Source organism: Ochrobactrum sp. PL_is501 (assembly GCF_055816895.1).
In genome coordinates, this window is record NZ_JBVPGR010000026.1 from 59,131 (window position 1) to 81,298 (window position 22,168).

The 22,168-nt window shown below is 56.9% G+C and carries 21 protein-coding genes; 14 read left to right on the forward strand and 7 right to left on the reverse strand.

What is annotated here, in order from left to right:
• The first annotated feature begins 1 nt into the window (after position 1).
• Positions 2–1,333, forward strand: coding sequence for an acetoin dehydrogenase dihydrolipoyllysine-residue acetyltransferase subunit (locus AC0TOF_RS02920; RefSeq protein WP_473767151.1), 1,332 nt, complete (start codon positions 2–4; stop codon positions 1,331–1,333).
• Between the two features lie 68 nt (positions 1,334–1,401).
• Here the strand turns inward: AC0TOF_RS02920 and AC0TOF_RS02925 are convergent, their stop codons facing one another.
• Positions 1,402–2,424 carry a sugar-binding transcriptional regulator gene (locus tag AC0TOF_RS02925; protein WP_122002142.1) on the reverse strand — a complete coding sequence of 341 codons (1,023 nt, stop codon included), beginning with the start codon at positions 2,422–2,424 and terminating at the stop codon, positions 1,402–1,404.
• A 146-nt stretch (positions 2,425–2,570) separates the two neighbouring features.
• On the opposite strand from AC0TOF_RS02925, the gene AC0TOF_RS02930 reads away from it, so the two are divergent.
• Positions 2,571–3,347 (forward strand): hypothetical protein, encoded by a 777-nt coding sequence (locus tag AC0TOF_RS02930; protein ID WP_473767152.1) that lies wholly within the window; start codon positions 2,571–2,573, stop codon positions 3,345–3,347.
• Here AC0TOF_RS02930 and ptsP read toward each other — a convergent pair.
• The 5 genes from ptsP to AC0TOF_RS02955 form a co-directional block, all read right to left on the reverse strand.
• Positions 3,335–5,332 carry a phosphoenolpyruvate--protein phosphotransferase gene (gene ptsP, locus AC0TOF_RS02935; RefSeq protein WP_473767153.1) on the reverse strand — a complete coding sequence of 666 codons (1,998 nt, stop codon included), beginning with the start codon at positions 5,330–5,332 and terminating at the stop codon, positions 3,335–3,337. The two genes, AC0TOF_RS02930 and ptsP, sit on opposite strands and share 13 nt — an antisense overlap.
• Positions 5,333–5,382: 50 nt before the next feature.
• Positions 5,383–5,763 carry a PTS glucitol/sorbitol transporter subunit IIA gene (locus AC0TOF_RS02940; protein ID WP_473767154.1) on the reverse strand — a complete coding sequence of 127 codons (381 nt, stop codon included), beginning with the start codon at positions 5,761–5,763 and terminating at the stop codon, positions 5,383–5,385.
• 116 nt (positions 5,764–5,879) lie between these two features.
• Positions 5,880–6,866 (reverse strand): PTS glucitol/sorbitol transporter subunit IIB, encoded by a 987-nt coding sequence (srlE, locus tag AC0TOF_RS02945; protein WP_473767155.1) that lies wholly within the window; start codon positions 6,864–6,866, stop codon positions 5,880–5,882.
• Between the two features lie 21 nt (positions 6,867–6,887).
• Positions 6,888–7,673, reverse strand: a complete 786-nt coding sequence (gene srlA / locus AC0TOF_RS02950; protein WP_473767156.1) for a PTS glucitol/sorbitol transporter subunit IIC — start codon at positions 7,671–7,673, stop codon at positions 6,888–6,890.
• A gap of 37 nt (positions 7,674–7,710) precedes the next feature.
• Positions 7,711–8,142, reverse strand: a complete 432-nt coding sequence (locus AC0TOF_RS02955) for a transcriptional regulator GutM (protein ID WP_473767157.1) — start codon at positions 8,140–8,142, stop codon at positions 7,711–7,713.
• Between the two features lie 181 nt (positions 8,143–8,323).
• Here AC0TOF_RS02955 and AC0TOF_RS02960 point away from each other — a divergent pair, with 181 nt between their 5' ends.
• The 4 genes from AC0TOF_RS02960 to AC0TOF_RS02975 all read left to right on the forward strand — a co-directional run bounded on the left by AC0TOF_RS02960 (position 8,324) and on the right by AC0TOF_RS02975 (position 13,050).
• On the forward strand, positions 8,324–8,959 hold the full coding sequence (locus AC0TOF_RS02960) for a hypothetical protein (protein WP_473767158.1): 636 nt from the start codon (positions 8,324–8,326) through the stop codon (positions 8,957–8,959).
• Positions 8,960–9,126: 167 nt separating this feature from the next.
• Complete coding sequence (locus AC0TOF_RS02965) at positions 9,127–11,238, forward strand: carboxy terminal-processing peptidase (RefSeq protein ID WP_473767159.1); 2,112 nt, start codon at positions 9,127–9,129, stop codon at positions 11,236–11,238.
• A gap of 357 nt (positions 11,239–11,595) precedes the next feature.
• A complete protein-coding gene (locus tag AC0TOF_RS02970; RefSeq protein ID WP_473767160.1) occupies positions 11,596–12,351 on the forward strand; it encodes a putative nucleotide-diphospho-sugar transferase in 756 nt (251 codons plus the stop codon).
• Positions 12,352–13,050: a polysaccharide deacetylase family protein gene (locus tag AC0TOF_RS02975; protein ID WP_122002133.1), complete on the forward strand. Its 699-nt coding sequence runs from the start codon at positions 12,352–12,354 to the stop codon at positions 13,048–13,050.
• A 122-nt stretch (positions 13,051–13,172) separates the two neighbouring features.
• Here AC0TOF_RS02975 and AC0TOF_RS02980 read toward each other — a convergent pair whose 3' ends face one another.
• The gene (locus AC0TOF_RS02980) at positions 13,173–14,078 is read right to left on the reverse strand and encodes a LysR substrate-binding domain-containing protein (protein ID WP_473767161.1); all 906 of its coding nucleotides are present in this window, start codon (positions 14,076–14,078) and stop codon (positions 13,173–13,175) included.
• Between the two features lie 133 nt (positions 14,079–14,211).
• Between AC0TOF_RS02980 and AC0TOF_RS02985 the strand changes: the two genes are divergently transcribed.
• From AC0TOF_RS02985 to AC0TOF_RS03020, 8 genes are all read left to right on the forward strand, one after another.
• Positions 14,212–15,246, forward strand: a complete 1,035-nt coding sequence (locus tag AC0TOF_RS02985; RefSeq protein WP_473767162.1) for an ABC transporter substrate-binding protein — start codon at positions 14,212–14,214, stop codon at positions 15,244–15,246.
• Positions 15,247–15,483: 237 nt separating this feature from the next.
• Entirely contained in the window at positions 15,484–16,512 is a 1,029-nt protein-coding gene (locus AC0TOF_RS02990) for an ABC transporter ATP-binding protein (protein WP_473767163.1), read from the forward strand.
• Positions 16,512–17,378 carry an ABC transporter permease gene (locus AC0TOF_RS02995; protein WP_473767164.1) on the forward strand — a complete coding sequence of 289 codons (867 nt, stop codon included), beginning with the start codon at positions 16,512–16,514 and terminating at the stop codon, positions 17,376–17,378. Before AC0TOF_RS02990 ends, AC0TOF_RS02995 begins: the two co-directional genes overlap by 1 nt.
• Complete coding sequence (locus AC0TOF_RS03000) at positions 17,375–18,181, forward strand: ABC transporter permease (protein ID WP_473767165.1); 807 nt, start codon at positions 17,375–17,377, stop codon at positions 18,179–18,181. Before AC0TOF_RS02995 ends, AC0TOF_RS03000 begins: the two co-directional genes overlap by 4 nt.
• A gap of 9 nt (positions 18,182–18,190) precedes the next feature.
• Entirely contained in the window at positions 18,191–19,315 is a 1,125-nt protein-coding gene (locus AC0TOF_RS03005; RefSeq protein ID WP_473767166.1) for an NAD(P)/FAD-dependent oxidoreductase, read from the forward strand.
• A gap of 24 nt (positions 19,316–19,339) precedes the next feature.
• Positions 19,340–19,636: a (2Fe-2S)-binding protein gene (locus AC0TOF_RS03010; RefSeq protein WP_473767167.1), complete on the forward strand. Its 297-nt coding sequence runs from the start codon at positions 19,340–19,342 to the stop codon at positions 19,634–19,636.
• Positions 19,633–21,042 (forward strand): FAD/NAD(P)-dependent oxidoreductase, encoded by a 1,410-nt coding sequence (locus AC0TOF_RS03015; protein ID WP_473767168.1) that lies wholly within the window; start codon positions 19,633–19,635, stop codon positions 21,040–21,042. The genes AC0TOF_RS03010 and AC0TOF_RS03015 overlap by 4 nt, the downstream gene beginning before the upstream one ends.
• The gene (locus AC0TOF_RS03020; protein WP_473767169.1) at positions 21,039–22,148 is read left to right on the forward strand and encodes an NAD(P)/FAD-dependent oxidoreductase; all 1,110 of its coding nucleotides are present in this window, start codon (positions 21,039–21,041) and stop codon (positions 22,146–22,148) included. The genes AC0TOF_RS03015 and AC0TOF_RS03020 overlap by 4 nt, the downstream gene beginning before the upstream one ends.
• Positions 22,149–22,168 lie beyond the last annotated feature (20 nt).

Here is a 22,168-nt window from a genome sequence, read left to right on the forward strand (position 1 = left end):
CATGGCCGTGGAAGTCATTCTCCCCAAGGTCGATATGGATATGGAGACGGGGCAGATCTCGCGATGGTATGCCAAGGATGGCGATACGGTCACGAAAGGCCAACTTCTCTTTGAAATCGAGACCGACAAGGCTGCGATGGAAGTCGATGCCCCCGCATCGGGCATCATCGCAGACATCAGCGCGGCGGAAGGGACGGTCGTGCCTGTCGGTCAGGCCGTCGCCTGGATTTATGAAGAAGGCGAAGAGCGCCATGGCAAGCCCGCGGTTGTTGCCGAAGAGCCGGTTGTTGCTGCGCCTGTAAATGCCGCTATCGAAACAGCTCCGCCGAGCGAGCTTGATCCCAAGTCCTCCCAAGACGATGAGCGGGGTTCAGCCGCGAAGGTGCGGGCGACACCGCTTGCCCGCCGACTTGCGCGCGACGCAGGCATTGACCTCGCTGCCGTTCAGGGCTCGGGGCCGAAGGGCCGCGTGCAGAAGAAGGACGTTGAAGGCGATATTGGCATTGCGAAAGCAGCGGTCACGGCCAAATCGTTTGCAAGCAAAAGCGCGGAGCCGCGCTCTCCCGGCCAGCTCAATGCTGTCTGGTTGCGTGAGGGTGAAGCGGGGCGTCTGCCGGTGGTTCTGCTCCACGGTTTTGCAGCCGATCTCAATTCATGGCGCGGATTGTTTGCCGGTGCATCGCTTGGCCATCCGATTCTGGCGGTTGATCTTCCGGGACACGGCAATTCGCCACGCATCGTTCCCGAAAATATCGACGAGATTGCCGTCGCTGTGGAAGCGACACTGGAGTCTCTGGGCGTAAGCGCGTGTCTTCTGGTCGGGCATTCGCTTGGCGGTGCGGTGGCGACCGTCATTGCGGCGCGGGGGCTGGTCGATGTGCGCTCCTTGCTGCTGATTTCGTCGGGCGGCTTGGGGCCTCAGATCAACGGTGCCTTTATCAAGGGGCTTGTCGGCGCGAAAAGCGAAGCCAGCATCGTTCCCTGGCTGAAGCTGCTCGTCGCTGACGAGAACCATCTGACCAAGCCGTTCATCACTGCAACTGTTGCGCAGGCTGCCGATACAGAATTGCGCAATACGCAGGAAGCGATTGGCGCCCGGTTCTTCGCAGATGGCACGCAGACCTTTGAAGTGCGCTCAAGCATTGCCTCGCTTGCGATGCCGGTGCGGCTTATTTTCGGTGCTGAAGACCGTGTTATCCCCGTTGCTCATGCGCATGGTTTGCCGGGTAAAGTCGGCGTCCATATCTTCCCCGGTTGCGGACATATGCCACAAATCGAGGAGCGGGCTGCGGTGCTGCAAATCCTGAAAGAGTGTGCGGCCGCTGCCAATTGATGCCGGTTTCATCGCAAATGCGGCAATCAGAAAAAGCACATTGTTTTGCGACGATGTGCTTTTTGCATCTACCCGGATCGCGCTTTCAGCATCTGCGCAGCACTTTCTTCATCGGTGATGAGAACAGTGGGCTTCAGAAGCTTTATTGCGCCAAGCAGAGCGGCAATCTTCTCTTTTCCACCTGAGGTGAGGATACGCTGCGGCGTCTTCTGAAGGCTCTCAATCTTCGCCGACATGACACGATCATGGACTGGATCATCAACGATCTTGCCGTCCTTGTCATAGAAGTGGAACAACACGTCGCCAACGGCGCCGTTTTCGATGAGCGACTGTTTCTGCGCCTCATCGATCAGCCCGACACGATAAGACGTGCTGCTGGCAGTCTGAATATCGCCGACGCTGAGCAGGACCATGTCGAGTTTTTCAGCCATGTCGAGTACTGTGTTCAGGCCACAGCGCTCGATGAGTGCAGTGCGGGTTTCTTTGCTGTCGACCAGAGCCGGGGCGGGGATGAGGTAGCCTTCGCCCTGAAAAATCTGGGCAAATTGCCAGGCGAATTCCGGCGGATTTGAACGGCGCGGCTGTACGATACCGCCAAGCAGGGAAATGACTTTCAGATCGTTGAGCGGACGCGCGCCGATGTGTTGCAGAGTGCTGGAAAGAGTCCGTCCCCAGCCAACGCCGATCGTCATGCCGTGCTGTACTTTTTCAGAGAGATAGGCGCCGGTGGCGGCACTGATCGGCGGGATAGGGTCGACCTCGGGTGAGGAGAGGGGAGCAACGATGGCGCGCTCCAGACCGAAGGTTTTCTCAAGCTCGACTTCAAGGGATGTCAGACTTGCCAGCTTGCCTTCGATAGTGATTTTTACTTCATTGCGCGCACGGGCATCGGCAAGAAGGCGAACGATCGTGACACGTCCGACACCGAGCGCTTCCGCGATATCGTTCTGGGTCATCTGTTCGACGTAATACATCCACGCAGCGCGTGTTCGCAGCCGGCTTGTGCGGTTTTCGGCAGCCACACCTTCCGATCCGATGATGAGGTCGGCTGCTTCCGGATTTTTCTGTGTCTTCCTGCCGGCTTTTTTCAAAACTATCCCTCAAATTAACGGCGTAATACTGCATTATAGAAGCGCTGTTTCTACACCGAAACTATTGCTTTTCCGTGTGAAGGCAAACCATAATTCAAGTGCCTGGTCCATCCTGTTGCGATGGTGCTGCCATAAGGAAATCGACGATGTTGCGCACTCTTTCGGAAGAAATTGCAGTCAATCTGAAGGACCGCCTGCGCGGGGTTCGATACATGATTCGTCGCAATTGCCATGACGGTTTGCCGGAAGCCGAAAGGCGCAGCGACATTCCGTCCCCTGAACTGTTGCTGGAACATGCGGCAAGCATGGTGGACAAGGCCCTGACGACAGCCGAAACGATTTCCATTTCGCTGATTTCTGCCGACCCGAAAGTCCATAACAGCGCGCCGCATGTAAAAAGCCTGTCGGTTTATTTCGGCGCTGGCACGGAAGGAGCGCGCGCTTTCCGAAAGGATATGTATTATCTCGCCAAGGAAGTACTGCGCCGCCATCAGTTGCCGAACGTGCTGATCCACGAAGCCGCGTTCGTAACGGTTCACGCAAGGATGATACGGAAATATGGCTCGTTGCTGAAGAACGTGTTTTCGGCAGAAGCAGGCGAAACGAAAATTGCGGCAACTGCCAAGGCCGTGACAGCTCTTTTCCTGGAACTGCTCGGCGAAAGGCCCGTGCGTTTTATCTCCATGGAAGGGCATCTTGACCCGCAGGCCTTGCGTAAATTTGAAACGACCTGTTTCGCGGCGGCGGGACTTGCCTGCGGTCTGGCGACTGCAAAAGCGGCCGATCTGGCGGGCGTCGATCCTTTGGAAAGTGCAATTCTGGCGCTGGATGTGCGCCATGATCGTCTCATGCAGGCGGCAGAAGATCGCGATCAGGCGCAGCTCGAGCCATTGTTCCAGACGTTAATTGCTCATCTTCCCTGATCCGGGCCGGACGGCTGAAACATATCCATAATCAGCTTCTTTGCGCGGGGAATTGATGCCGGGCTCATGCTGAGTTCGGTCAGTCCCATTCGCAGGAACGCACCGATGAGTTCCGGCTTGCCTGCCGCCTCGCCGCACATGCCCACCATGATGCCTGCTTCGGTTCCCGCTTTCGCGGTCATCTCGATTGCCGCCATCACAGCCGGATGGCTGACATCGTTGAGCTTTGCAACGGTCCGATTGAGCCGATCCGCAGCCATCACATACTGCGTCAGGTCATTGGTGCCGATGGAGAAGAAAGCTGCTTCTTTTGCAAGTTCCCGCGCTGCGAAAACGGCTGCGGGGGTCTCGATCATCACACCAAGATCGAACCCGGCAAAGGCCTTGCCTTCGCTTTCAAGCTCGCCGATGCATTCAGTGATAAGGCGTTTGGTTGCGCGGATTTCCTCGACATCCGAAACCATGGGCAACATAACCTTGAGATTGCCGCTGACCGCCGCACGCAAAAGGGCTCGCAATTGCGGCTTGAACACATCCGGCCGGTCCAGGCACATGCGAATGCCGCGCCAGCCAAGGAAAGGGTTTTCTTCTTCCGGGAACTCGATGCCTGCAATCGGTTTGTCCCCGCCGATATCCAGTGTTCGAACGATAACGGGATTCGGGGCAAAGGCTTTCAGCAGCGCGGAATAGGTTTCGGTCTGCATATCTTCGGAAGGCAGGTGAATATGCTTCATGAAAAGGAGTTCGGTGCGAAAAAGCCCGACACCCATCGCACCGGCTTCAAGCGCGACTTCGATCTCCTCCAGCGCACCCATATTGGCTGCGACTTCTATGACCGTGCCGTCGGCCTTGCGCGGCGTGACGGAGCGGTAGGCATCCAGCGCCTGCCTTTCCTGCAATGCATTGGAAATGCGCGCTTCGATTGCATCGCGGGTGGCTATGTCCGGATCGGAATAAACGAGGCCCGAACTTCCATCCACCGCTACGGTTTTCGCATTTCGTAGTTGCTGCACGGCGCTCCCGAGGCCAAGAACCGCAGGAATGCCGTGTGTGCGTGCAATGATCGCCACATGCGATGTTGCGCCGCCATGTCCGCAGACGACGCCCTTGATCTTCTTGAGCGGCGCTCGTGCCAGATCCCAGGCGCCGATGTCGTCGGCGATGAGTACCGACCCTTCCGGCAGCCCCTCCAGATTGACGTCTTCCTTGCCGAGAAGCGCAAGGCAGATCTGGCGGCTGACGGCATGAACATCATCCGCGCGCGCGTTGAGATAGGGATCATCAAGCGTGGCAAATTGTGCGGCCACGGTTGAAGCCGCCGCAAGCATGGCTGAAATGGCATCGAGGCCCCCGCGAATAAGCCCAAGCGCTTCGTCAGTCAGGCTGTCATCTGCGGCAATATCCTTCAGTGCCGCGATAATGCCTCTGTCAGCGTCGGCAAGATCGCCACTGGAAAGGGAAGCATCCATACGCTGTTGGACAGTGACGATAGCGGCTCTGAAGCGAGCAATCTCGGCGTCTATTTCAGCGGACCCAAGCTTTCGGCCCAGGGGCTTGATTGCTTCGGGAAAGAACGGAAAAGCCGCCCCCAATGAAATGCCTTCGCTGGCGCCAACACCCTTGATCTGGCCTGCGGGGAGTTTTGGCGTCATCGCGGCTTGCGGCACGGTTTCGGCTTGAGGTGCAGCCAAAGGTTCAGGTGCAGCCGGCGCGGCGCCCTCTTCCAGCCCCGCTTGCGGGTTTTCCAGATAGCCGATCAGGGCTTCAATGGCTTCAATCGCATCTGCTCCATCGGCACGAACAGTGACTTCATCGAGTTCTTTCACGCCAAGCAACATCAGCTTGACGGAGCTTTTGGCGCTTACGCTTTTACCAGCTTTGGCGATTTCAATATCGCTCTCAAACCCCTTGGCCAGTTTAACGAAGCGGGTAGCAGGGCGCGCATGCAGCCCCTCACGCACCCGGACGATAGTCGAGCGTTCCATCTATGTAAGCCTCAAGTCGAATGCAATTTCAAATCCGAGGATCGGCAGTTTCAGCCGCCAATGGTGATAATCTGCCCTTCCTTGAGAGCAGCCACAAGCTCTTCGCCTGCTATTTCACTGGCACAGATTTCACCGGGGCGATCTGCCGAACCTGCACCCGTGAATGAAATGACGACATGCCCGATTTCGCGCACCTTCTGCCAGGCGCTTTCGCCAACGGCAGTGATTTCGGCTTTGAGCGCGCCGATTGCGATCTTTGTTCCGACAGCCGGGGCCGATGCTTCAGGGCCTTCTTCCACTACATGGAGAACGGATACTTCCGCCAGTTCAGGTGGTGAACCGTCAGCAAACAGGATGAGAACGCCACCTTCCGCGAGGTCCGCGACTTCCGGGCCGATTGCGGTGATCCGCGTTTTCAGATGTATCGACATAGAAGCGGTCCTTTCTTCGTTTGGTATTCGATGCCCGTGAAGCTGATCGGAAACATCGTTATTGCATATGTTTGAGAGGTCGCCCGCCGCAGCGCTTGCCGCGGCGGGTCGGGATTTCAGAGTACCGCGAGGCTGACGACCCATGCGATCAGAACCGAAAGCGGGCCCATGATCTGGCGGCTGATCAGAACTGCGGGCACACCGATCTCGATGGTCTTGGGTTTGGCTTCGCCGAGCGCCAGGCCGACCGGCACGAAGTCGCAACCGACCTGCGTGTTGTAGGCAAACAAGGCGGGAAGGGCCATCGCCGGGGCAATGGTGCCGTTTGCAATCTGCGGTCCGATGATCGCCACGCCCACGACCTGCGCGATAACCGCCCCCGGCCCGAGGATCGGCGACAGGAACGGGAGACCGCAAATCGCTGAAAGCACCAGCAAGCCGATAATGTTATTGGCCAATGGTCCGAGCGGCTGGGCGAGAATATCGCCAATGCCGGTATAGAGGATCAGGCCGATGAGCATCGTCACGAACGCCATGAATGGCAGAACGTTACGAATGACCTGATCGATTGTACGGCGCCCGGCCTGGAAGAAGATGCCCACGACGCGGCCCATGACGCGGCCGATGCTGCTGATAAGCCCGACAAGGCCGCCTTCGCTTGGCTGCTCCACAGGCACTGGCTTTTCTTCTTCAATAGCCGCAGCGGCGGGAGCGGCGGCGGTTGAGCCGTCAGCCGGAACAATGTTTTCCGGCTTCACGCCCGACACATAGATGTCTTCGGTAATGAATTGCGCCAGCGGACCTGCCTGCCCAACCGGCGTGATGTTCACGGTCGGGATGCGCTTGCGCGGATAAACGCCGCAACGGGCTGTGCCGCCGCAATCGACAACCACGACTGCCATTTCGCTTTCGATTGGCGGTGAGCGAAAGCCGTCAACGGCCTCTGCGCCGGTCATTTCGGCAATCTGGCGTGCAAGCGGGTGGATACCGCCGCCAGTGACCGAAACCACCTTGTTGCGCTGCTCGGTCGGTTGAATGACAAGAGGGCCGCCCCAACCATTCGAGCCGCGGGAAATCTGAACTGCCTTATAGGTCTTCACCATGTCGTCCTCCCCATGTCCCGCTTAAAGCTCGATGCCCTGACGCCGCGCCATGATGGCGGTGATGCGTTCCGTGAGTATGCCTTTGAGGAGGATCACCACGAGGCCGACGATCGCGTACCAGATGGCGACATTGATGTGGTAACCGGTTGGAACCGCGCCTTTTTTCTCAAGTTCGAGAAGGGCAACCAGCACGCCGCCCCAGACAAAATATTCGCCCGGATTGATGTGCGGGAAAAGTCCCAGCGGCGGATGGACGTAGGACACAGCCGCATCATAGAAGGCAGGTTTGTACTTTTCGTCCAGGAACGAACCGAACGTGTAGGCCATCGGGTTGGTCAGAAAAAACACCGACAGAACCGGCAGAACCGTGTAGCGGGTCAGCGCAATGCGCCCCGCGCTGCGTGCGATGCCATGGACGCGCTTTTCGCCGACCAGTTCGGTCACGGCGTAAAACGCGGTCATCAGCACCACAAGTGTCGGAATGATGCCTGTGACAAATCCGGCAAAAACTTCGCCGCCTTTCTGGAATACGCCAATGAAGTGCTTGCCGATAGAGGCAAGCCAGCCGAGCTGCTCTTCCTGCTGGACGTTCTGAAGGCGTTCCTTGAACTGATCGACGGTAATTCCGCCACTGCCCGCATCGCCCGGTGCGGGGGTAGTTGCTTGCGCAAGCTGCAGAAGGTCATTTCCTGCGTGCTCTGCGGCATGTTTGCCATGCAGTGCGGCATCGGAAATCATGCTGCCAGCCATATGTATGGATTGCATCGTTGCGTCGGCATGTTGCGCCAACATCGTCACTATCGACATTGCTCCTCCTCGATTGCTTGTTTCAGGCAAGCAACTCCTATGCTCCCACTGCCTTCAGTCCTTCGAGTTCGGTCCCATCGGATTGGTCTCTTATGCGGCCGATCTGCTCTATCGCCTGTCTGGCGGCAGCCACCACCTCAGGCGTTCCTTCTCCGATCGCGGGATTGTCCGGCAATTCGCCAAGGCGCTTTCCCTCAAAGCCTTCGCGACGGATGAACTTCGCAAAGACGGTTCGTCCGCTCATTTGGAGGAAGCGGCGCACCACAAGATTGCGATCGACGACGATCAGCACGATGACGCCTTTGCCGAAGCGTCCCCGTATATGCCCGGCGCCAACAAAGCCGTCGGAATATTTCGAAGTGATACCTTTCATCACATCGGAATAGTGGCGCATCTGGAACCATACGCCCAGCGACTGAAAGCCCCATAGCAAGGCGAGCGCCAGCAAAGCCCATTGCCAGATAGCCATTTTGTTCTCCTCCCACGAAGGCGAACGGGGTATTTTCCGCGTCCGCCTTTCATCAATTAGAGAACATTTGTCTTCCTGAATGTCAATATGTATAATTTTTCCGCTATTGAAAGGCGAATGAAGACTGACATTTCAATCCACTTCGCTTAATGTCGCTTGGAAACAGGAGGCCGCTCGCACCATGGATTTGCTGCTTAGGGAACAAATGGCATCGATGCCCGATCTGCGTCATCGACTGCGCCAGCTGCGTTGGTTCAGGGCGACGTTCCGCAAGCATGCAAGCCTGCTGCATGAACTTTACGGTGTTGAATACGACATTGATGAAAAGAAGCTCACCGAGGCGTTTCTGAACTGGGTAGAGCTGGTTGACCAGAACAAGCGTTTCGCCAAGGTGGATCGCAAGGATTTCATCACCTTTGCAGCCGGGCTTGTGTTGCGCGAACTGATCCGTCTATCTCCGGCGAAGGTTGTTTCCCCACCAAAGCACGCTGCGGGGGATGCCGCTCGCCTTTACGAGATTGTCAGCTTCTGGCCAGAAGGGTTTCTCTACACAAATTACTGTATCTGCGCGATTGCTGCTGTGCAGGAACAGGAGTTCGGTACGATCCCCGACATAGATCAATGCGCCGATGAATTACGCACATGGTGGTCCTATAGGGAAAATATCGCCGAAATGCCCGGATATGCGATCGCATTTCTCGATAAGTTTCTTGGCGGGGAGCCGAACTGGGTCATGCCCGATCTGGCATCCGCACGGGCGGCAGTGAAGCGCGCTTTGGGCGCAGATAAGCCGGTCACAAAAATTCGGAATAAATAGCCGCTCCTGCCCTTTGTCGTCTCTCCCTCGGTAAGGGCCTCCCGGATATAATTTGGACAGGCATTCCAAAGCTTATGAAAGCAAGAAACAGCTCCCAATGGCATAGACGGTTGCCAAAGAACCATATTTAGCCAACAAGGGTTGGAATCAAACGCTCAGCGTCAAGAATGGAACATCACTTGAAACGCATCAAAATTAGCCTGGTTTGTCTCTTCCTGGCAGGTGTTTTGCCAGCATATGCGCTCGACGTCCGTTCTCCGACTGTTTTGAAACCGTCGCCTGAGCAGGTGCAAGCCGCCCATTTGACGGCAGAATTTCTTTCCCGCTTCCATTATCGGCCCGTTCCGCTGGATGATGCGTTATCGGTTCGGATCATGAACCGGTTTATTGACTCGCTCGACCCGGACAGGCTCATCTTTCTGCAGGCGGATGTCGACAAGTTCCTGGCCAGCAGCAAGGAAATCGATGATGCCATCGACCGTCAGGACCTGACCATTCCGTTTTCGATCTTCAACGTCTACCAGATGCGCATCATCGAGCGTATGACGTTTGCACGTGGTCTGCTCAAGCAGAATTTCGATTTCAGCAAGCAGGAAGATTTTTCCACCATGCGCGACAAGGAGCCTTGGCCGCGCTCCAATGAAGAAAGCGACGATCTGTGGCGCAAGCGCGTCAAGAACGACTGGCTCCGTCTGAAACTCGCCGGCAAGGACGATGCGACTATTCGCAAGACGCTCGACAAGCGTTACGAGAACTCCATCGAACGCACGTATAAATACAAAAGCGACGATGCTTTTCAGTCATTCATGGCTGCCTATACGACATCGGTCGATCCGCATACCGATTATTTCGGCGTAAAGGCTTCAGCCGAATTCGATATTTCCATGAAGCTATCGCTGGTTGGCATCGGCGCGGTGCTTCAGGAAAGAGACGACTACACGACGATCCGCGAGCTGGTCGCCGGTGGCCCGGCGCAGTCGTCGGGCAAGCTTGCCGTGGGCGATCGTATCATCGGGGTAGGTCAGGGCAAAGACGGTCCGATCAAAGAAGTAATCGGAATGCGCCTCGATGAAGTTGTGCAAATGATCCGTGGTGATAAGGGATCGGTCGTGCGCCTCGATATCCTGCCGGCTGATGCTGGGGCTGACGGCAAGCACCATGTCATCACACTGGTTCGCGACAAGATCAGTCTCGACAAGCAGGCTGCCAAGAAAACGATCCTTCCCGTAAAGGACGGAGACGTTACCCGCAGGATCGGAGTGATCACTCTCCCGGCGTTTTACGAGGATATTCAAGCGCGGCGGAAGGGCGACAAGAACTACAGGAGCGCCAGCCGCGATGTTGCCAAGCTGATCGCCGAGTTGAAGCAGGATAAGGTTGAGGGTGTTCTGGTCGATCTTCGCAACAATGGCGGCGGATCGCTGAGCGAGGCGATTGACCTGACAGGTCTATTCGTTGGCAAGGGTCCGGTGGTTCAGCAACGCAACGCAAACGGCGAAGTCAAGGTTGAAAGCGACAATCTTCCGGCTCCAGCCTGGAAGGGACCGCTGGGCGTGCTTATCAATCGTGGCTCTGCCTCTGCCTCGGAAATCTTCGCTGCGGCAATGCAGGATTACGGTCGTGGCGTGGTCATCGGCGAGCCAAGTTTCGGCAAGGGAACCGTGCAGACCGTGGTTGACCTCGACGAAGTGGCCAACAATCCCAAGCCCGAATATGGCGAACTTAAATTTACGGTCGCGCAGTTCTTCCGTGTCGACGGTGGAACGACGCAGTTGCGCGGCGTGACGCCGGATATAAGCCTGCCCGGCCTCTTCGACCTCAAGCTTGTCGGTGAATCGAGCTTCGACAACGCTTTGCCGTGGTCTCAGGTCTCCGCGGCTAAATACAAATCGTCAGGCGAGATAAAAGCACTGTTGCCAAAGCTGCAAAATCTGCATGACGAGCGCGTGCAGAAATCCCGCGAGTTCCAGGACTTTGTGGAAGATGTAGCGACGCTCAAGGCGCAGCGTGAGAAAACGGTTATCTCTCTCAACGAAACGGTGCGCCGCAATGAGATGACCGCGCAGGAAAATCGGGCCAAGGCACGCGGAAAATCCAATGATGGTATTGATACGCAGATTGACGACGGTTTGCAGTCGAACGAGCGAAGCCTGAGTGCCGACCTTGCAATCGAGAAGAGCCGCAAGAACGCGACGGATGTTTTGCAGAATGAAGCTGCGGCCATCGTTGCGGATTTGAGTGTCCTGCAAGCGAGCACGCCCAAACACGCGGCAAATTAATGCATGTCTCCCAAAAGTGGGAACCGGTTTTGGGAGACATGTTTAAAAACAGAAGCTTAAAGCGTGTCATGCGAACACAATAAAATGCGATATGCTTTGAGGCGCATCCCGAACAGTGCGAAGCGTCTGTGCAGGAAGGGCCGCAAATGGGGCAGGCCGCCCCCTTTGGCGCGTTTCTGCCGTTCGGAGGCCGTCCACCCCAACACTGCAGGCCAATTCCAGATTCACTCTTGAATGTGCACTAACCCGGACGCAATATCCGTCACTCCGCGCGAGAATCTGCAATTTACTAATGAGTGCAACATGTTCCTTCGGCTTTTTGACAAGTTTCGACCATGGGGTCGGGCTCATCGCAAGATGGCGGTAGCCTTTCCAACCCCGGCGGAACTCGCGGCTCGAAAACGCGCCGACACCGGGCCGGCCGGAACAGTTGTCGCATTCTATACAACCAATAGTTTCTACGAGCATGAAAAGGAACGGCTTCTCGCAAGCGCCCGCCATCTTGGACTCAAGATCATTTCTGTCGCTGTTGAAAACACAGGAAGCTGGGTGCGCAATGCCGGGTTGAAGCCCAGCGTGCTCCTGCAACAGCGCAAGGCCGTGAGAGGCCCGTTGCTTTATGTTGATGTAGATGCCGTGTTTCATCGCAATCCGTGGCCTGAATTGCTGCCCATACAGAGCGACATTGCGGTATATTACGAAAAAAGCGGACATCTTCTGAGCGGAACGGTGCTCTTGAATGACACTGACGCGGCTCTTGCTCTTCTGGAAGCCTGGCATAAAGGGTGCGCGGAAGCGCCGGATACTTGGGATCAACTTGTACTGGAGCAAATACTTGCCGACGACGCAGCCAAAGCTGCACCCTGTTACTCAGTGGACAGGCTTCCGGTATCGTTCTGCTGGATTTTCGATCATCTCGATAACGAACCGGTGGAGCAAGTTTACATAGAGCACCTTCAGGCAAGTCGCGAAGCGAAGAAACGCCGACGTTTCCTGGGGCGTACCGGAAAGCGGCTGCAGCGCAGGCGTGACCGGATCGCGGAGATCGAACGCATTTTGGTAAGCAACACTGATGCTGAGCGTCTCGATGATGTGACTATGAGGGACGTTTGAATGTCAGTACCTGTTCTTTTATACCATCAGATTGCGCCGCTACCGCAAAAGAACATGCCGTTTCATGGTTTGCTGGTGCATCCGGACCGCTTCAGAAGCCAGATGAAATGGCTGAAGAGAGCGGGTTATCGTGGTGTCTCTCTGCGCGAGGCCATACCTTACATCAAGGGTGAGAAGACAGGCAAAGTCGCCGCGATTACCTTCGATGACGGTTTTCTCAACGTGCTGGAAAACGCAGCTCCCGTATTGGCCGAATATGGTTTCACCGCGACCAATTATTTCGTCGCAAACCAGATTGGTGGGAGTAATGTCTGGGATCAGCCGCTTGGCGTCCCGAAGACGCCATTGATGTCCCTCGCTCAGTTGCGAGAGTGGGCGGCGCTTGGACACGAAGTCGGTGCGCATACGCTCGATCATGTCCATTTGACAGAAACGCCTGACGATGAAGCAAGGCGGCAGATCTCTCAATCGAAGACAATTCTGGAAGATATGCTGGGCGACAAAGTAACCGCATTCTGTTTCCCTTATGGTGAGAACAATCCGGTTCATCGCGAAATGGCGAGAGAAGCCGGGTTCACAACCGCCACCACAACAGTGCGGGGGCACGCAGGCCCAGCAGATGATCCGTTCGGGTTGCCCCGGATCAGCATTCGCCGCCGGGATATATGGCCGAAATTCCTGATGCGTTTGCGTGCTTGAGACATGCATACAACGAGTGGGCACATACTCCAATTTACAGGTTTTGTTTGTCCCGCCTGTCTCAGAGCCTGTTCCAAAAGTCGCCATGCCGGTCTGCAAATGCCGCTTTTTGATTCAGGCTCTCAGTCCACTTGAGGATATTGCTGTAATATTTTCTCCGTCAGGCTTTGAACAAAATCCATGGCGAGAGGCAGCGGTGCGCGATGAGGTGGAAAAATCGCGTCGAACGCGAAATCTACACGTGGCGTGAGCGGACGTGACACAACCCCGCGGTTTGCAAATTCCATGGCTGTGAACGGATCGCAAACGGAAACACCGAGGCCTGACGATACCAGTCCGCAAGCGATTTCCGACAGTGGTGTTTCGGCGCGCATGACCACTTTTACATTGTACATGTCGAGGGTCAGATCGACTGCTGCACGCGCTACCGAAGAGCCTGACAATCCAATGAAATCTTCACCGTCGAGATCTTCGACATGGATTGACTGACGTGTCGCCAGACGATGGTTTTCGGGCATAACGACAACGCGGGGAATGGATGGCAGCCGAACCGTCGCCAGACCGGATGACGTCATCGGGCTTTCAGTAAAGCCAAGGTCGCACTGATTGTTCAAAACGAGGTCGATGACCATCGGCGAAACAACCCCTTGCATGGAAAAATACAGGTCTCGCTTGTCGGCAAGATATTCACCGGCAAAACGCGGCAGATAGCCATTGATCAATGCCGGTAATGCAGCGATGCGCAACGTGCCTGTCCGACTTTTGCTGATATTCTGGGCGGCTCGCGCAATACGATCGAGCCCGACATATGACCGCTCGACTTCCGTGTAGAGCGCGACGGCTGCGGCTGTCGGCTCAAGGCCGGAGCCGCGTTTTTCAAACAGAACCAGACCGAGATGAGCTTGCAGGTCCTTAAGGAGCCTGCTGACGGCAGGCTGACTAATCCTCATAAGCTGGGAGGCATTGGTGACACTGCCGGCCAGAATGACGGACCGAAAGGCTTCAATCTGCCGGTGGTTGATCTTCATAATCGCCTCTCTCATAACATTTTGGTATGGAACGGTTAAAATTAAGCATTTGACGAATGGCCCGTCAATTCGGGAAATAGTCGCAAACAGGGAACGATTTGAAATAATTCGAATCTCGCACCGGAGGAAACGAATGAATATTGCTCTGAAACTGACATCGACGACCGCTCTGCTGCTTGTTCTGGCTGGCGCAGCCCATGCCGAAACCAAAACGTTGATTGTTGGTGGCTATGGCGGCAGTTTTGAAAAGACCATGCGCGAAGCGGTTATCCCGCCGTTTGAAAAGAAGCATGGTGTGAAAGTGGAATATGTCGCGGGCAACTCCACTGATACGCTTGCCAAAATACAGGCGCAACATTCAAATCCGCCTTTCGATGCGATCCTTCTGGACGACGGTCCGATGTATCAGGCTATCGAACTGGGGTTTTGCAAACCGCTTTCAAATCTGCCGTCGAACGAACTCTACGACGTCGCCCGTTTTCCTGAAGACAAGGCGGTCGCCGTCGGCGTAGTCGCCACGGGCCTGATCTATAACAAGGATTACTTTGCTAAGCAGGGTTGGGAGGCGCCGACCTCTTGGGCTGATCTTGCCGATCCAAAATACAAGGGCAAGGTGGTTATTCCTCCGGTCAACAACACCTATGGCCTGCATGCGCTGCTCGCATTCGCCAAGATGAATGGCGGCGACGAAAATAACATCGACCCGGGTTTTGATGCCATGATCGAAAAGGTGAACGACAATGTTCTTGCCTACGAGCCTTCGCCCGGCAAAATGACTGAGTTGTTCCAGTCGGAGCAGGCGATAATCGGCGTATGGGGTACTGGTCGCGTCAAATCATTTGCCCAGACCGGTTTTCCAATTTCCTTCGCCTATCCAAAGGAAAAGGCCATAACGCTTCTCGCCGCCACCTGCGCAGTCAACAAGCCGGACGCATCCCCGCTGGCCGAAGAATTCGCCAAGGAACTGCTCACGCCCCGCGTTCAGGAACTGATGGTTAAAGAATACGGATATGGCCCGGTCAACAAATCCGTTGAAGTGCCGGAAGACGAGCGGGATTTCATTCCCAGCGGCGAAACGGTCGATAAGCTCTACAGCGCCGATTGGTCGGTTATCAATAAAGAACGTGAAAACTGGACCAAGCGTTGGAACCGGGAAGTTGAGCGCTAGAGCATAATCCGACCGGAGTGAAACGAGGATCGATAAGATTATGCTTAACATAGAAAGCCTTAGAGCGCCGATCTGATCCAATCAGATCGAAACGCGCTCTAAAAGACGCTCATACCGGCAATTGGCCGGGGCTTGAAGGGGCGATACCCAGATAATCCGACTTGCATGCGATGGCGAGGCATCTTGCCATCGACGCGGTTCGCGCCTGCCTACAACTCATATTGGAGAACTTTCGCAATGGGCTTTCTTGAACTCTCGGGCGTGAACAAACGCTTTGGCGATCAGGTGGCGGTGGAGAATTTCTCCCTCTCTGTCGAGAAGGGCGAATTCATCTCCTTGCTGGGCCCATCCGGCTGCGGAAAAACCACCACGCTTCAGATGATCGCCGGCTTCGTCGAGACCAGCGGGGGCGCGATTCATCTGAATGGGCGAGACCTCACGAAGGTCAAACCCGCCAAGCGGGGGCTTGGCATTGTTTTTCAAAGCTATGCCTTGTTTCCGCACATGACAGCCGCCGAAAACGTGGCATTCGGACTGGAAATGCGCGGCGTAGCCAAGCCGGAACGCGCGGCTCGGGTGAGGGAAGCCCTCCAAATGGTAGGGCTGGCCGGCTACGAAGATCGTCATCCGCGCCGAATGTCCGGCGGGCAGCAGCAGCGCGTTGCCCTTGCGCGTGCGCTGGTGATCAAACCGGAATTGCTCCTGCTCGATGAGCCTCTTTCCAATCTCGACGCCAAGATGCGCGAGGAGATGCAGATCGAACTGCGGCGGCTACAGCGCACCATCGGCACGACGACTATCCTCGTCACGCACGATCAGCACGAGGCGATGGCCTTGTCGGATCGTGTTGTCGTCATGAGCAAGGGCCGGATCGAGCAGATCGATACTCCGCTCACCGCCTATGAAAACCCGGCAACGCCCTTCGTGGCGGGTTTTCTCGGCAAGACCAACGAACTTGCTGGCAGTGTCCGGGACGGGACCGTTGAATGCGGCGGGCTGCGCCATCCAGCCTCTGAGGACACGCCAACAGGGCTGGCCACCATCAATGTCCGCCCTGAAAAGATATTCTTCGCCGAAAAGGGGCTCGCCGCGAAGGTCGCAAGCCGGATATTCCAAGGCAATAGCTGGCTCTATCAATGCGAAACCGAGGCGGGCCCGGTTCTCGTTGTCCGTCAGAATGACGGTGTGCGGCCCGCAGAGGAAGGACAGTCGGTCTATCTCGACTGGCGCGATGCGGACATGACGCTACGCGCAGGAGGCCGATAATGGCAGCCCGTGGCAGTCTTCGCACCGCTTTCTCCCTGGTACTTCCCGCCATGATGCTTTTCGTGGCCGTGGTTATCATTCCCCTCGTCATGACGATATTGCTGTCGTTCTATAGCTGGGGCCAATATACGGGCATCGTTGAAACCTTCACCCTGGAAAACTGGCGCGAAGTTCTGACCGACTCCTATTTCGGCGAAATGTTTCTTCGCACGTTGCGGATCTCCCTCCTCGCAACCTTGCTTGCGGCCTTGGTCGGCGCTCCTGAGGCCTATATCCTCAACCGCATGAGCAAGAGCTGGAAGAGCTTCTTTTTGCTCATTATTCTGGGACCGCTGCTATTGTCAGTTGTCGCGCGGACACTCGGCTGGGCGCTGCTCTTCGGCGGGAATAACGGCATCGCCAACAAAGCCTTGATGTCGGTCGGGGTGATCGATGCGCCGATCCCCTTCATGTTTACCGAAACGGGCGTCGTCATCGCGCTCGCGCATGTCATGATGCCCTTCATGGTCCTGTCGGTGTGGACCACCTTGCAAAAACTCGATCCGCAAATCGAAAATGCAGCGCTATCGCTTGGCGCGAGCCAGATAACGGTTATTCGTCGCGTCATCGTTCCCCAGATTATGCCGGGTATTTTATCTGGCTCAATCATTGTCTTTGCGTTGAGCGCTTCGGCTTTTGCAACGCCTGCAATCATCGGTGGGCGTCGGCTGAAGGTCGCTTCCACCCTTGCCTATGACGAATTTCTCAACACGCTCGACTGGCCACTCGGCGCGACGGTGGCAGTACTGCTGCTCATCGGCATCGTCTTCATTATCGTCGGCTGCAATACTCTGATCGAGCGCCGCTATGCGGAGGTGTTCAAATGAGCCGCAACGGACCTCTGGCCCTGATCTTCCACGCGCTTTTCGTGATCTTCATGGTCGCGCCCATTGTCGTGGTCTGTCTTGTGGCCTTTACGCCTGAAGGTTTCCTTGCCCTTCCCACGCGCAGCTTCTCGCTCCGCTGGTTTTACGAGATCGCGAATTATCCGGAATTCATCCGTGCCTTTTTTACCAGTCTGAAGATTGGCGCGTTGTCATCCACAATTGCGGTGATGGTTGCCGTTCCCGCAGCTTTGGCCATCGCTCGCTATCAGTTTCCGGGGCGCGGCCTGCTCTCGGCACTGTTTCTTTCGCCGCTGATGATACCGCATGTGGTGCTCGGCATCGCCTTCCTGCGCTTTTTCTCCATGGGCGGCCTGTCGGGCACCATGACCGCATTGGTCATCGCGCATATCGTGGTGGTGTTTCCTTTCGCGCTCAGGCTGACGCTGGCGGCAGCAACCGGAATGGATCGCTCGATTGAAATGGCAGCCGTGTCGTTGGGGGCGGACAACTGGACTCTGTTTCGCCGGGTCACGCTGCCGCTGATCCTGCCGGGCGTCATCAGCGGCTGGGCGCTGGCTTTCATCCAGTCGTTCGATGAAGTGACGATGACTGTGTTCCTTGCAGCGCCGGGAACCGAAACGCTGCCCGTACGCATGTTTCTCTATGTTCAGGACAATATCGATCCGCTCGTCACATCCGTTTCGGCGGTTGTGATCGCGATAACGATGATCGTTCTGGTCCTGCTCGACCGCCTGTACGGACTGGAGGCCATCCTCTCCGGTCATAGCGACAAGAACCGTTAGGAAAAATCGATGCGTTCCGATTATGACGTCACCGTCGTCGGCGGCGGCCTCCTGGGGGCTGCCATAGCCTGGGGGCTTGGAAGACTTGGTCAGAAAGTCTGCGTGCTTGACGAGGGAGATATAACCAAGCGCGCCTCGCGTGCGAATTTTGCGCTGGTCTGGGTGCAGGGCAAGGGCATCGGCAAGCCAGAATATGCCGGCTGGAGCCTGGGCGCTTCGCGCCTTTGGCCTCAACTTGCCGAAGAACTGTTGCAGCAAACGGGTCTCGACGTTCGTTACGAGCGCCCCGGCGGGTTCTTCATCGCGCTTAGCGAAAAGGAAATGCAGCAGCGCGCGGATGTCAGGTCCACCATGTTTACTCAAGGTGCGCCCGAGGGCTACGCAATGGAGCTGGTCAGCCGGGAGGAACTGGCACGACATATCCCGGAAATCGGTCCCGAAGTGGTGGGGGCGAGCTACAGCCCTGCCGATGGACATGTGAACTCGCTGCGCGCCTACCGCGCCCTTCACGAAGGCATGCGCTTGTTCGGCGCGGATTACCGGCCCGGCGAACCCGTGGCGTCGATCAGTCATCAGCGCGGTGAATTCACCCTGCGGACCGGACGGGGGACTGTTACTTCCGGCAAGATCGTTCTTGCGGCTGGCAACGAAAATCAGCGTCTGGCTGCGCAGGTCGGGCTCTTCGCTCCCATGATGCCGACCCGCGGTCAGGTTCTGGTCAGCGAACGCACCGAACGCTTCCTCAATTATCCGCTGGGCACCATCCGCCAGACCGACGAGGGGACGGTGATGATGGGGGACAGCAAGGAAGATTATCTCGATGACCGTGTCGCCCGGCTTCCGGTCAGCACTGTGATCGCCGATCGGGCGCGCCGTACATTCCCCAGGCTTGGGTCCGTCAATCTTGTGCGCAGCTGGTCTGGCATTCGCGTCATGACTCGTGACGGCTTTCCGATCTACGACCAGTCGACGCAATGCCCCGGCGCGTTCGTCACCTGCTGTCATTCAGGTGTGACGCTCGCATCGCAACACGCTTTGGAAATCGCTGCGATGATCAAGCAGGGTGCGCTTGATCCTGAAAAGGTGTCGGCATTTTCCGCACGCCGTTTCGCCGATGCGCCCGCAACGCTCTGACACTCGAAACCCGCAGGAGCAGCCATGTACAGATCAGCAGTCAAGGATGACCGCACGCCGGTCGATATTTTTATCGAAGGGCAGAAGTTCATCGCCCGCGAGGGCGATACCGTTGCCGCGGCCCTGCTCGCATCCGGCATTGATGCGCGGCGTTCCACCGCGGTCAGCGGTGCGCGCCGCCTGCCTTATTGCATGATGGGCGTCTGTTTCGATTGTCTCGTTACCATCGATGGTGTCGGCAACCGTCAGGGATGCCTCATTCCCGTTGCCTCCGGCATGAAAATCGAGATCCAGAAGGGCAAGAGGGAGCTCGGCAAATGACCCGTCCCCTGCATGACAATTATGACGTAGTGGTCATTGGCGCTGGCCCGGCCGGAATTGCAGCTGCCACTACGGCGGCGTCGGCAGGTGCTCGCACCTTGATGCTGGACGAGAACGCTGGTCCGGGGGGGCAGGTCTGGCGCTCCATTACCGCCACCCCGGTAAAAGCGCCCGATATTCTTGGTGCAGACTATTGGGTTGGCGAGACGCATATTGCAGCCTTGCGCAAGAGCGGAGCGGAAATTGTGCATCGTGCGACGGTCTGGTCGCTGGATGCATCGCTGGAGTTGGCGATTTCCGTTGGCGGCGGCTCGTGTTTCGTCAAGGCGAAACGGGTCATCATCGCCACTGGCGCGCAGGAGCGTCCATTTCCTATTCCCGGCTGGACATTGCCCGGTGTCATGACGGCGGGTGCGGCCCAGACGCTCATCAAGAATGCCGGTCTGGTGCCGGATGGCAATCTGGTGATTGCCGGGCAGGGGCCGCTGTTGTGGCTGCTTTCGGCGCAGATATTGCGTCTCGGCGGCAGGATTGATCGTATTCTGGACACAACGCCCAAAGGCAATCTTCGCGCCGCCTTGCCAAAGGCTATTCCATTTCTGACATCGCCTTATCTGGTCAAGGGCCTGAAGATGATGAGCGAGGTGAAACGGCAAGCACGCATCATCAAGCATGTGACTGAAATCGAAGCGATTGGAGACGGGCAGCTCTCCTCGGTCCGCTATCAGGCTGGCGGCAAGTCCGAAACACTGAACGCCGATGTTCTGCTGTTACATCAAGGCGTTGTGCCGAATGTCAATCTCGCCATGGCTGCGGGTGTCAGGCACGAATGGGACAAGGTTCAGCTTTGCTGGCGGCCGGTTCTGGATGCAGATGGCCAGTCGGACAGTCCCGGCATCTACATCGCCGGTGACGGTGCGGGAATAGGGGGCGCGCTGGCTGCTCTGGAACGTGGCCGGATCGCAGCGCTGGCGGCTGCAAAAGCGCAAGGTATTGCGATATCGCCGCGCGCCGAAACGCAGGCGCGTACAGCGCTTGTGCGGGCGGAGAAGGGGCGCGATTTTCTCGATCTGCTCTACAAGCCGGCTGAACAATTCCGCACCCCGCATGGCGACACGATTGTTTGTCGTTGCGAGGAAATCCGTGCCAGCGATGTGCTTAAAGCCGTGGAAACCGGGGCCACCGGACCCAACCAGGCAAAGGCCTATCTGCGCACGGGGATGGGGCCGTGTCAGGGGCGTCTGTGCGGTCTCACCATGACGGAATTGATGGCCAGGGCACGAGGAACAACGCCGGAGAAAATCGGTTACTACCGCCTGCGTGCCCCGATCAAGCCGATTGCATTGAACGAATTGGCTGATCTGCCAAGCGATGAGACCGCATTCAAGGCAGTGGTACGGGAATGACGCAACCGGACGCCATCATCATCGGAGGCGGTCTTCACGGCTGTTCGACCGCGTTGCACCTTTGCATGAAAGGAATGAAGCCGGTCCTCATCGAGAAGGATTATGCGGGACGCCACGCATCCGGCGTCAATGCAGGCGGTGTGCGCCAGTTGATGCGCGATCTTGCCGAGATTCCGCTTTCGATCCGCTCGATGGGTATTTGGGAAAACATCGCCGATCTTGTCGATGACGAATGCGCATTCGAGTGCCATGGGCAGGTGCTGGTTGCCGAAAATGCGGCAGATTTTCAATCCTGCGTGGAGCGGATTGAAACCTTGAAGCGACATGGTTTTACCCATGAGGAGTTGATTTCCGCTGATGAGGTTCGTGCGTTGCTGCCTGCCGTTGCCGAGACCTGCACTGGCGGTATCGTCTCGCGCCGCGACGGCGCAGCGCAACCAGCTCGAACGACAAGCGCGTTCCGGCGCAAGGCCGAGCAAATGGGTGCAAGGATCATTGAAGGCGTCGCGGCGGGAAATGTCCGCTATAAGGCTGGCCTTTGGCATGTCGATGCAGGAAGCGAGACATTCTGCGCGCCGGTCCTCATTATTGCAGCCGGTGCCTGGGGAGGCGCTTTCGCCGATCAGTTCGACGAGCCAGTACCAATAAAGCCGGTTGCGCCGATGCTGATGATCACGTCGCGGGTGCCGCATTTCATTGATCCGGTCGTTATCTTACGCAGCCGCAAGCTTTCGTTCAAACAATTCGCCAATGGGACCGTCCTGATCGGCGGCGGGCATCTTGGCGTGGCCGATCCCGCCACCAACACCACGCTTCTGGACTGGAGAAAACTCCATGAAAGCGCGCGCACGGTGTTCGATCTTTTTGAAGTGATGCGTGACGCGACCATCGTGCGTGCTTGGGCCGGCATCGAAGGAAAAATGGCAGACGACTTGCCCGTTCTGGGAAAATCGTCCCGTCATGAGGGTCTGTTCTATCAATTCGGTTTTTCCCTCCATGGTTTCCAGCTTGGACCTGCCGCCGGTGCGGTCATGGCCGAGCTGGTCGCTGAAGGTCGTACCCCGACCGACATTTCGGGACTGTCCATGTCCCGTTTCCACCCTTGAATGACAGAAAGAGAGAAGAG

Excerpts from the sequence above, each read along its gene's own strand:
- AC0TOF_RS02920 (WP_473767151.1), top strand. The coding sequence starts at position 2 with ATGGCCGTGGAAGTCATTCTCCCCAAGGTCGATATGGATATGGAGACG.
- AC0TOF_RS02930 (WP_473767152.1), top strand. The coding sequence starts at position 2,571 with ATGTTGCGCACTCTTTCGGAAGAAATTGCAGTCAATCTGAAGGACCGC.
- ptsP (WP_473767153.1), bottom strand. The coding sequence starts at position 5,332 with ATGGAACGCTCGACTATCGTCCGGGTGCGTGAGGGGCTGCATGCGCGC.
- AC0TOF_RS02940 (WP_473767154.1), bottom strand. The coding sequence starts at position 5,763 with ATGTCGATACATCTGAAAACGCGGATCACCGCAATCGGCCCGGAAGTC.
- srlE (WP_473767155.1), bottom strand. The coding sequence starts at position 6,866 with ATGGTGAAGACCTATAAGGCAGTTCAGATTTCCCGCGGCTCGAATGGT.
- srlA (WP_473767156.1), bottom strand. The coding sequence starts at position 7,673 with ATGTCGATAGTGACGATGTTGGCGCAACATGCCGACGCAACGATGCAA.
- AC0TOF_RS02955 (WP_473767157.1), bottom strand. The coding sequence starts at position 8,142 with ATGGCTATCTGGCAATGGGCTTTGCTGGCGCTCGCCTTGCTATGGGGC.
- AC0TOF_RS02960 (WP_473767158.1), top strand. The coding sequence starts at position 8,324 with ATGGATTTGCTGCTTAGGGAACAAATGGCATCGATGCCCGATCTGCGT.
- AC0TOF_RS02965 (WP_473767159.1), top strand. The coding sequence starts at position 9,127 with ATGGAACATCACTTGAAACGCATCAAAATTAGCCTGGTTTGTCTCTTC.
- AC0TOF_RS02970 (WP_473767160.1), top strand. The coding sequence starts at position 11,596 with ATGGCGGTAGCCTTTCCAACCCCGGCGGAACTCGCGGCTCGAAAACGC.
- AC0TOF_RS02975 (WP_122002133.1), top strand. The coding sequence starts at position 12,352 with ATGTCAGTACCTGTTCTTTTATACCATCAGATTGCGCCGCTACCGCAA.
- AC0TOF_RS02980 (WP_473767161.1), bottom strand. The coding sequence starts at position 14,078 with ATGAAGATCAACCACCGGCAGATTGAAGCCTTTCGGTCCGTCATTCTG.
- AC0TOF_RS02985 (WP_473767162.1), top strand. The coding sequence starts at position 14,212 with ATGAATATTGCTCTGAAACTGACATCGACGACCGCTCTGCTGCTTGTT.
- AC0TOF_RS02990 (WP_473767163.1), top strand. The coding sequence starts at position 15,484 with ATGGGCTTTCTTGAACTCTCGGGCGTGAACAAACGCTTTGGCGATCAG.
- AC0TOF_RS02995 (WP_473767164.1), top strand. The coding sequence starts at position 16,512 with ATGGCAGCCCGTGGCAGTCTTCGCACCGCTTTCTCCCTGGTACTTCCC.
- AC0TOF_RS03000 (WP_473767165.1), top strand. The coding sequence starts at position 17,375 with ATGAGCCGCAACGGACCTCTGGCCCTGATCTTCCACGCGCTTTTCGTG.
- AC0TOF_RS03005 (WP_473767166.1), top strand. The coding sequence starts at position 18,191 with ATGCGTTCCGATTATGACGTCACCGTCGTCGGCGGCGGCCTCCTGGGG.
- AC0TOF_RS03010 (WP_473767167.1), top strand. The coding sequence starts at position 19,340 with ATGTACAGATCAGCAGTCAAGGATGACCGCACGCCGGTCGATATTTTT.
- AC0TOF_RS03015 (WP_473767168.1), top strand. The coding sequence starts at position 19,633 with ATGACCCGTCCCCTGCATGACAATTATGACGTAGTGGTCATTGGCGCT.
- AC0TOF_RS03020 (WP_473767169.1), top strand. The coding sequence starts at position 21,039 with ATGACGCAACCGGACGCCATCATCATCGGAGGCGGTCTTCACGGCTGT.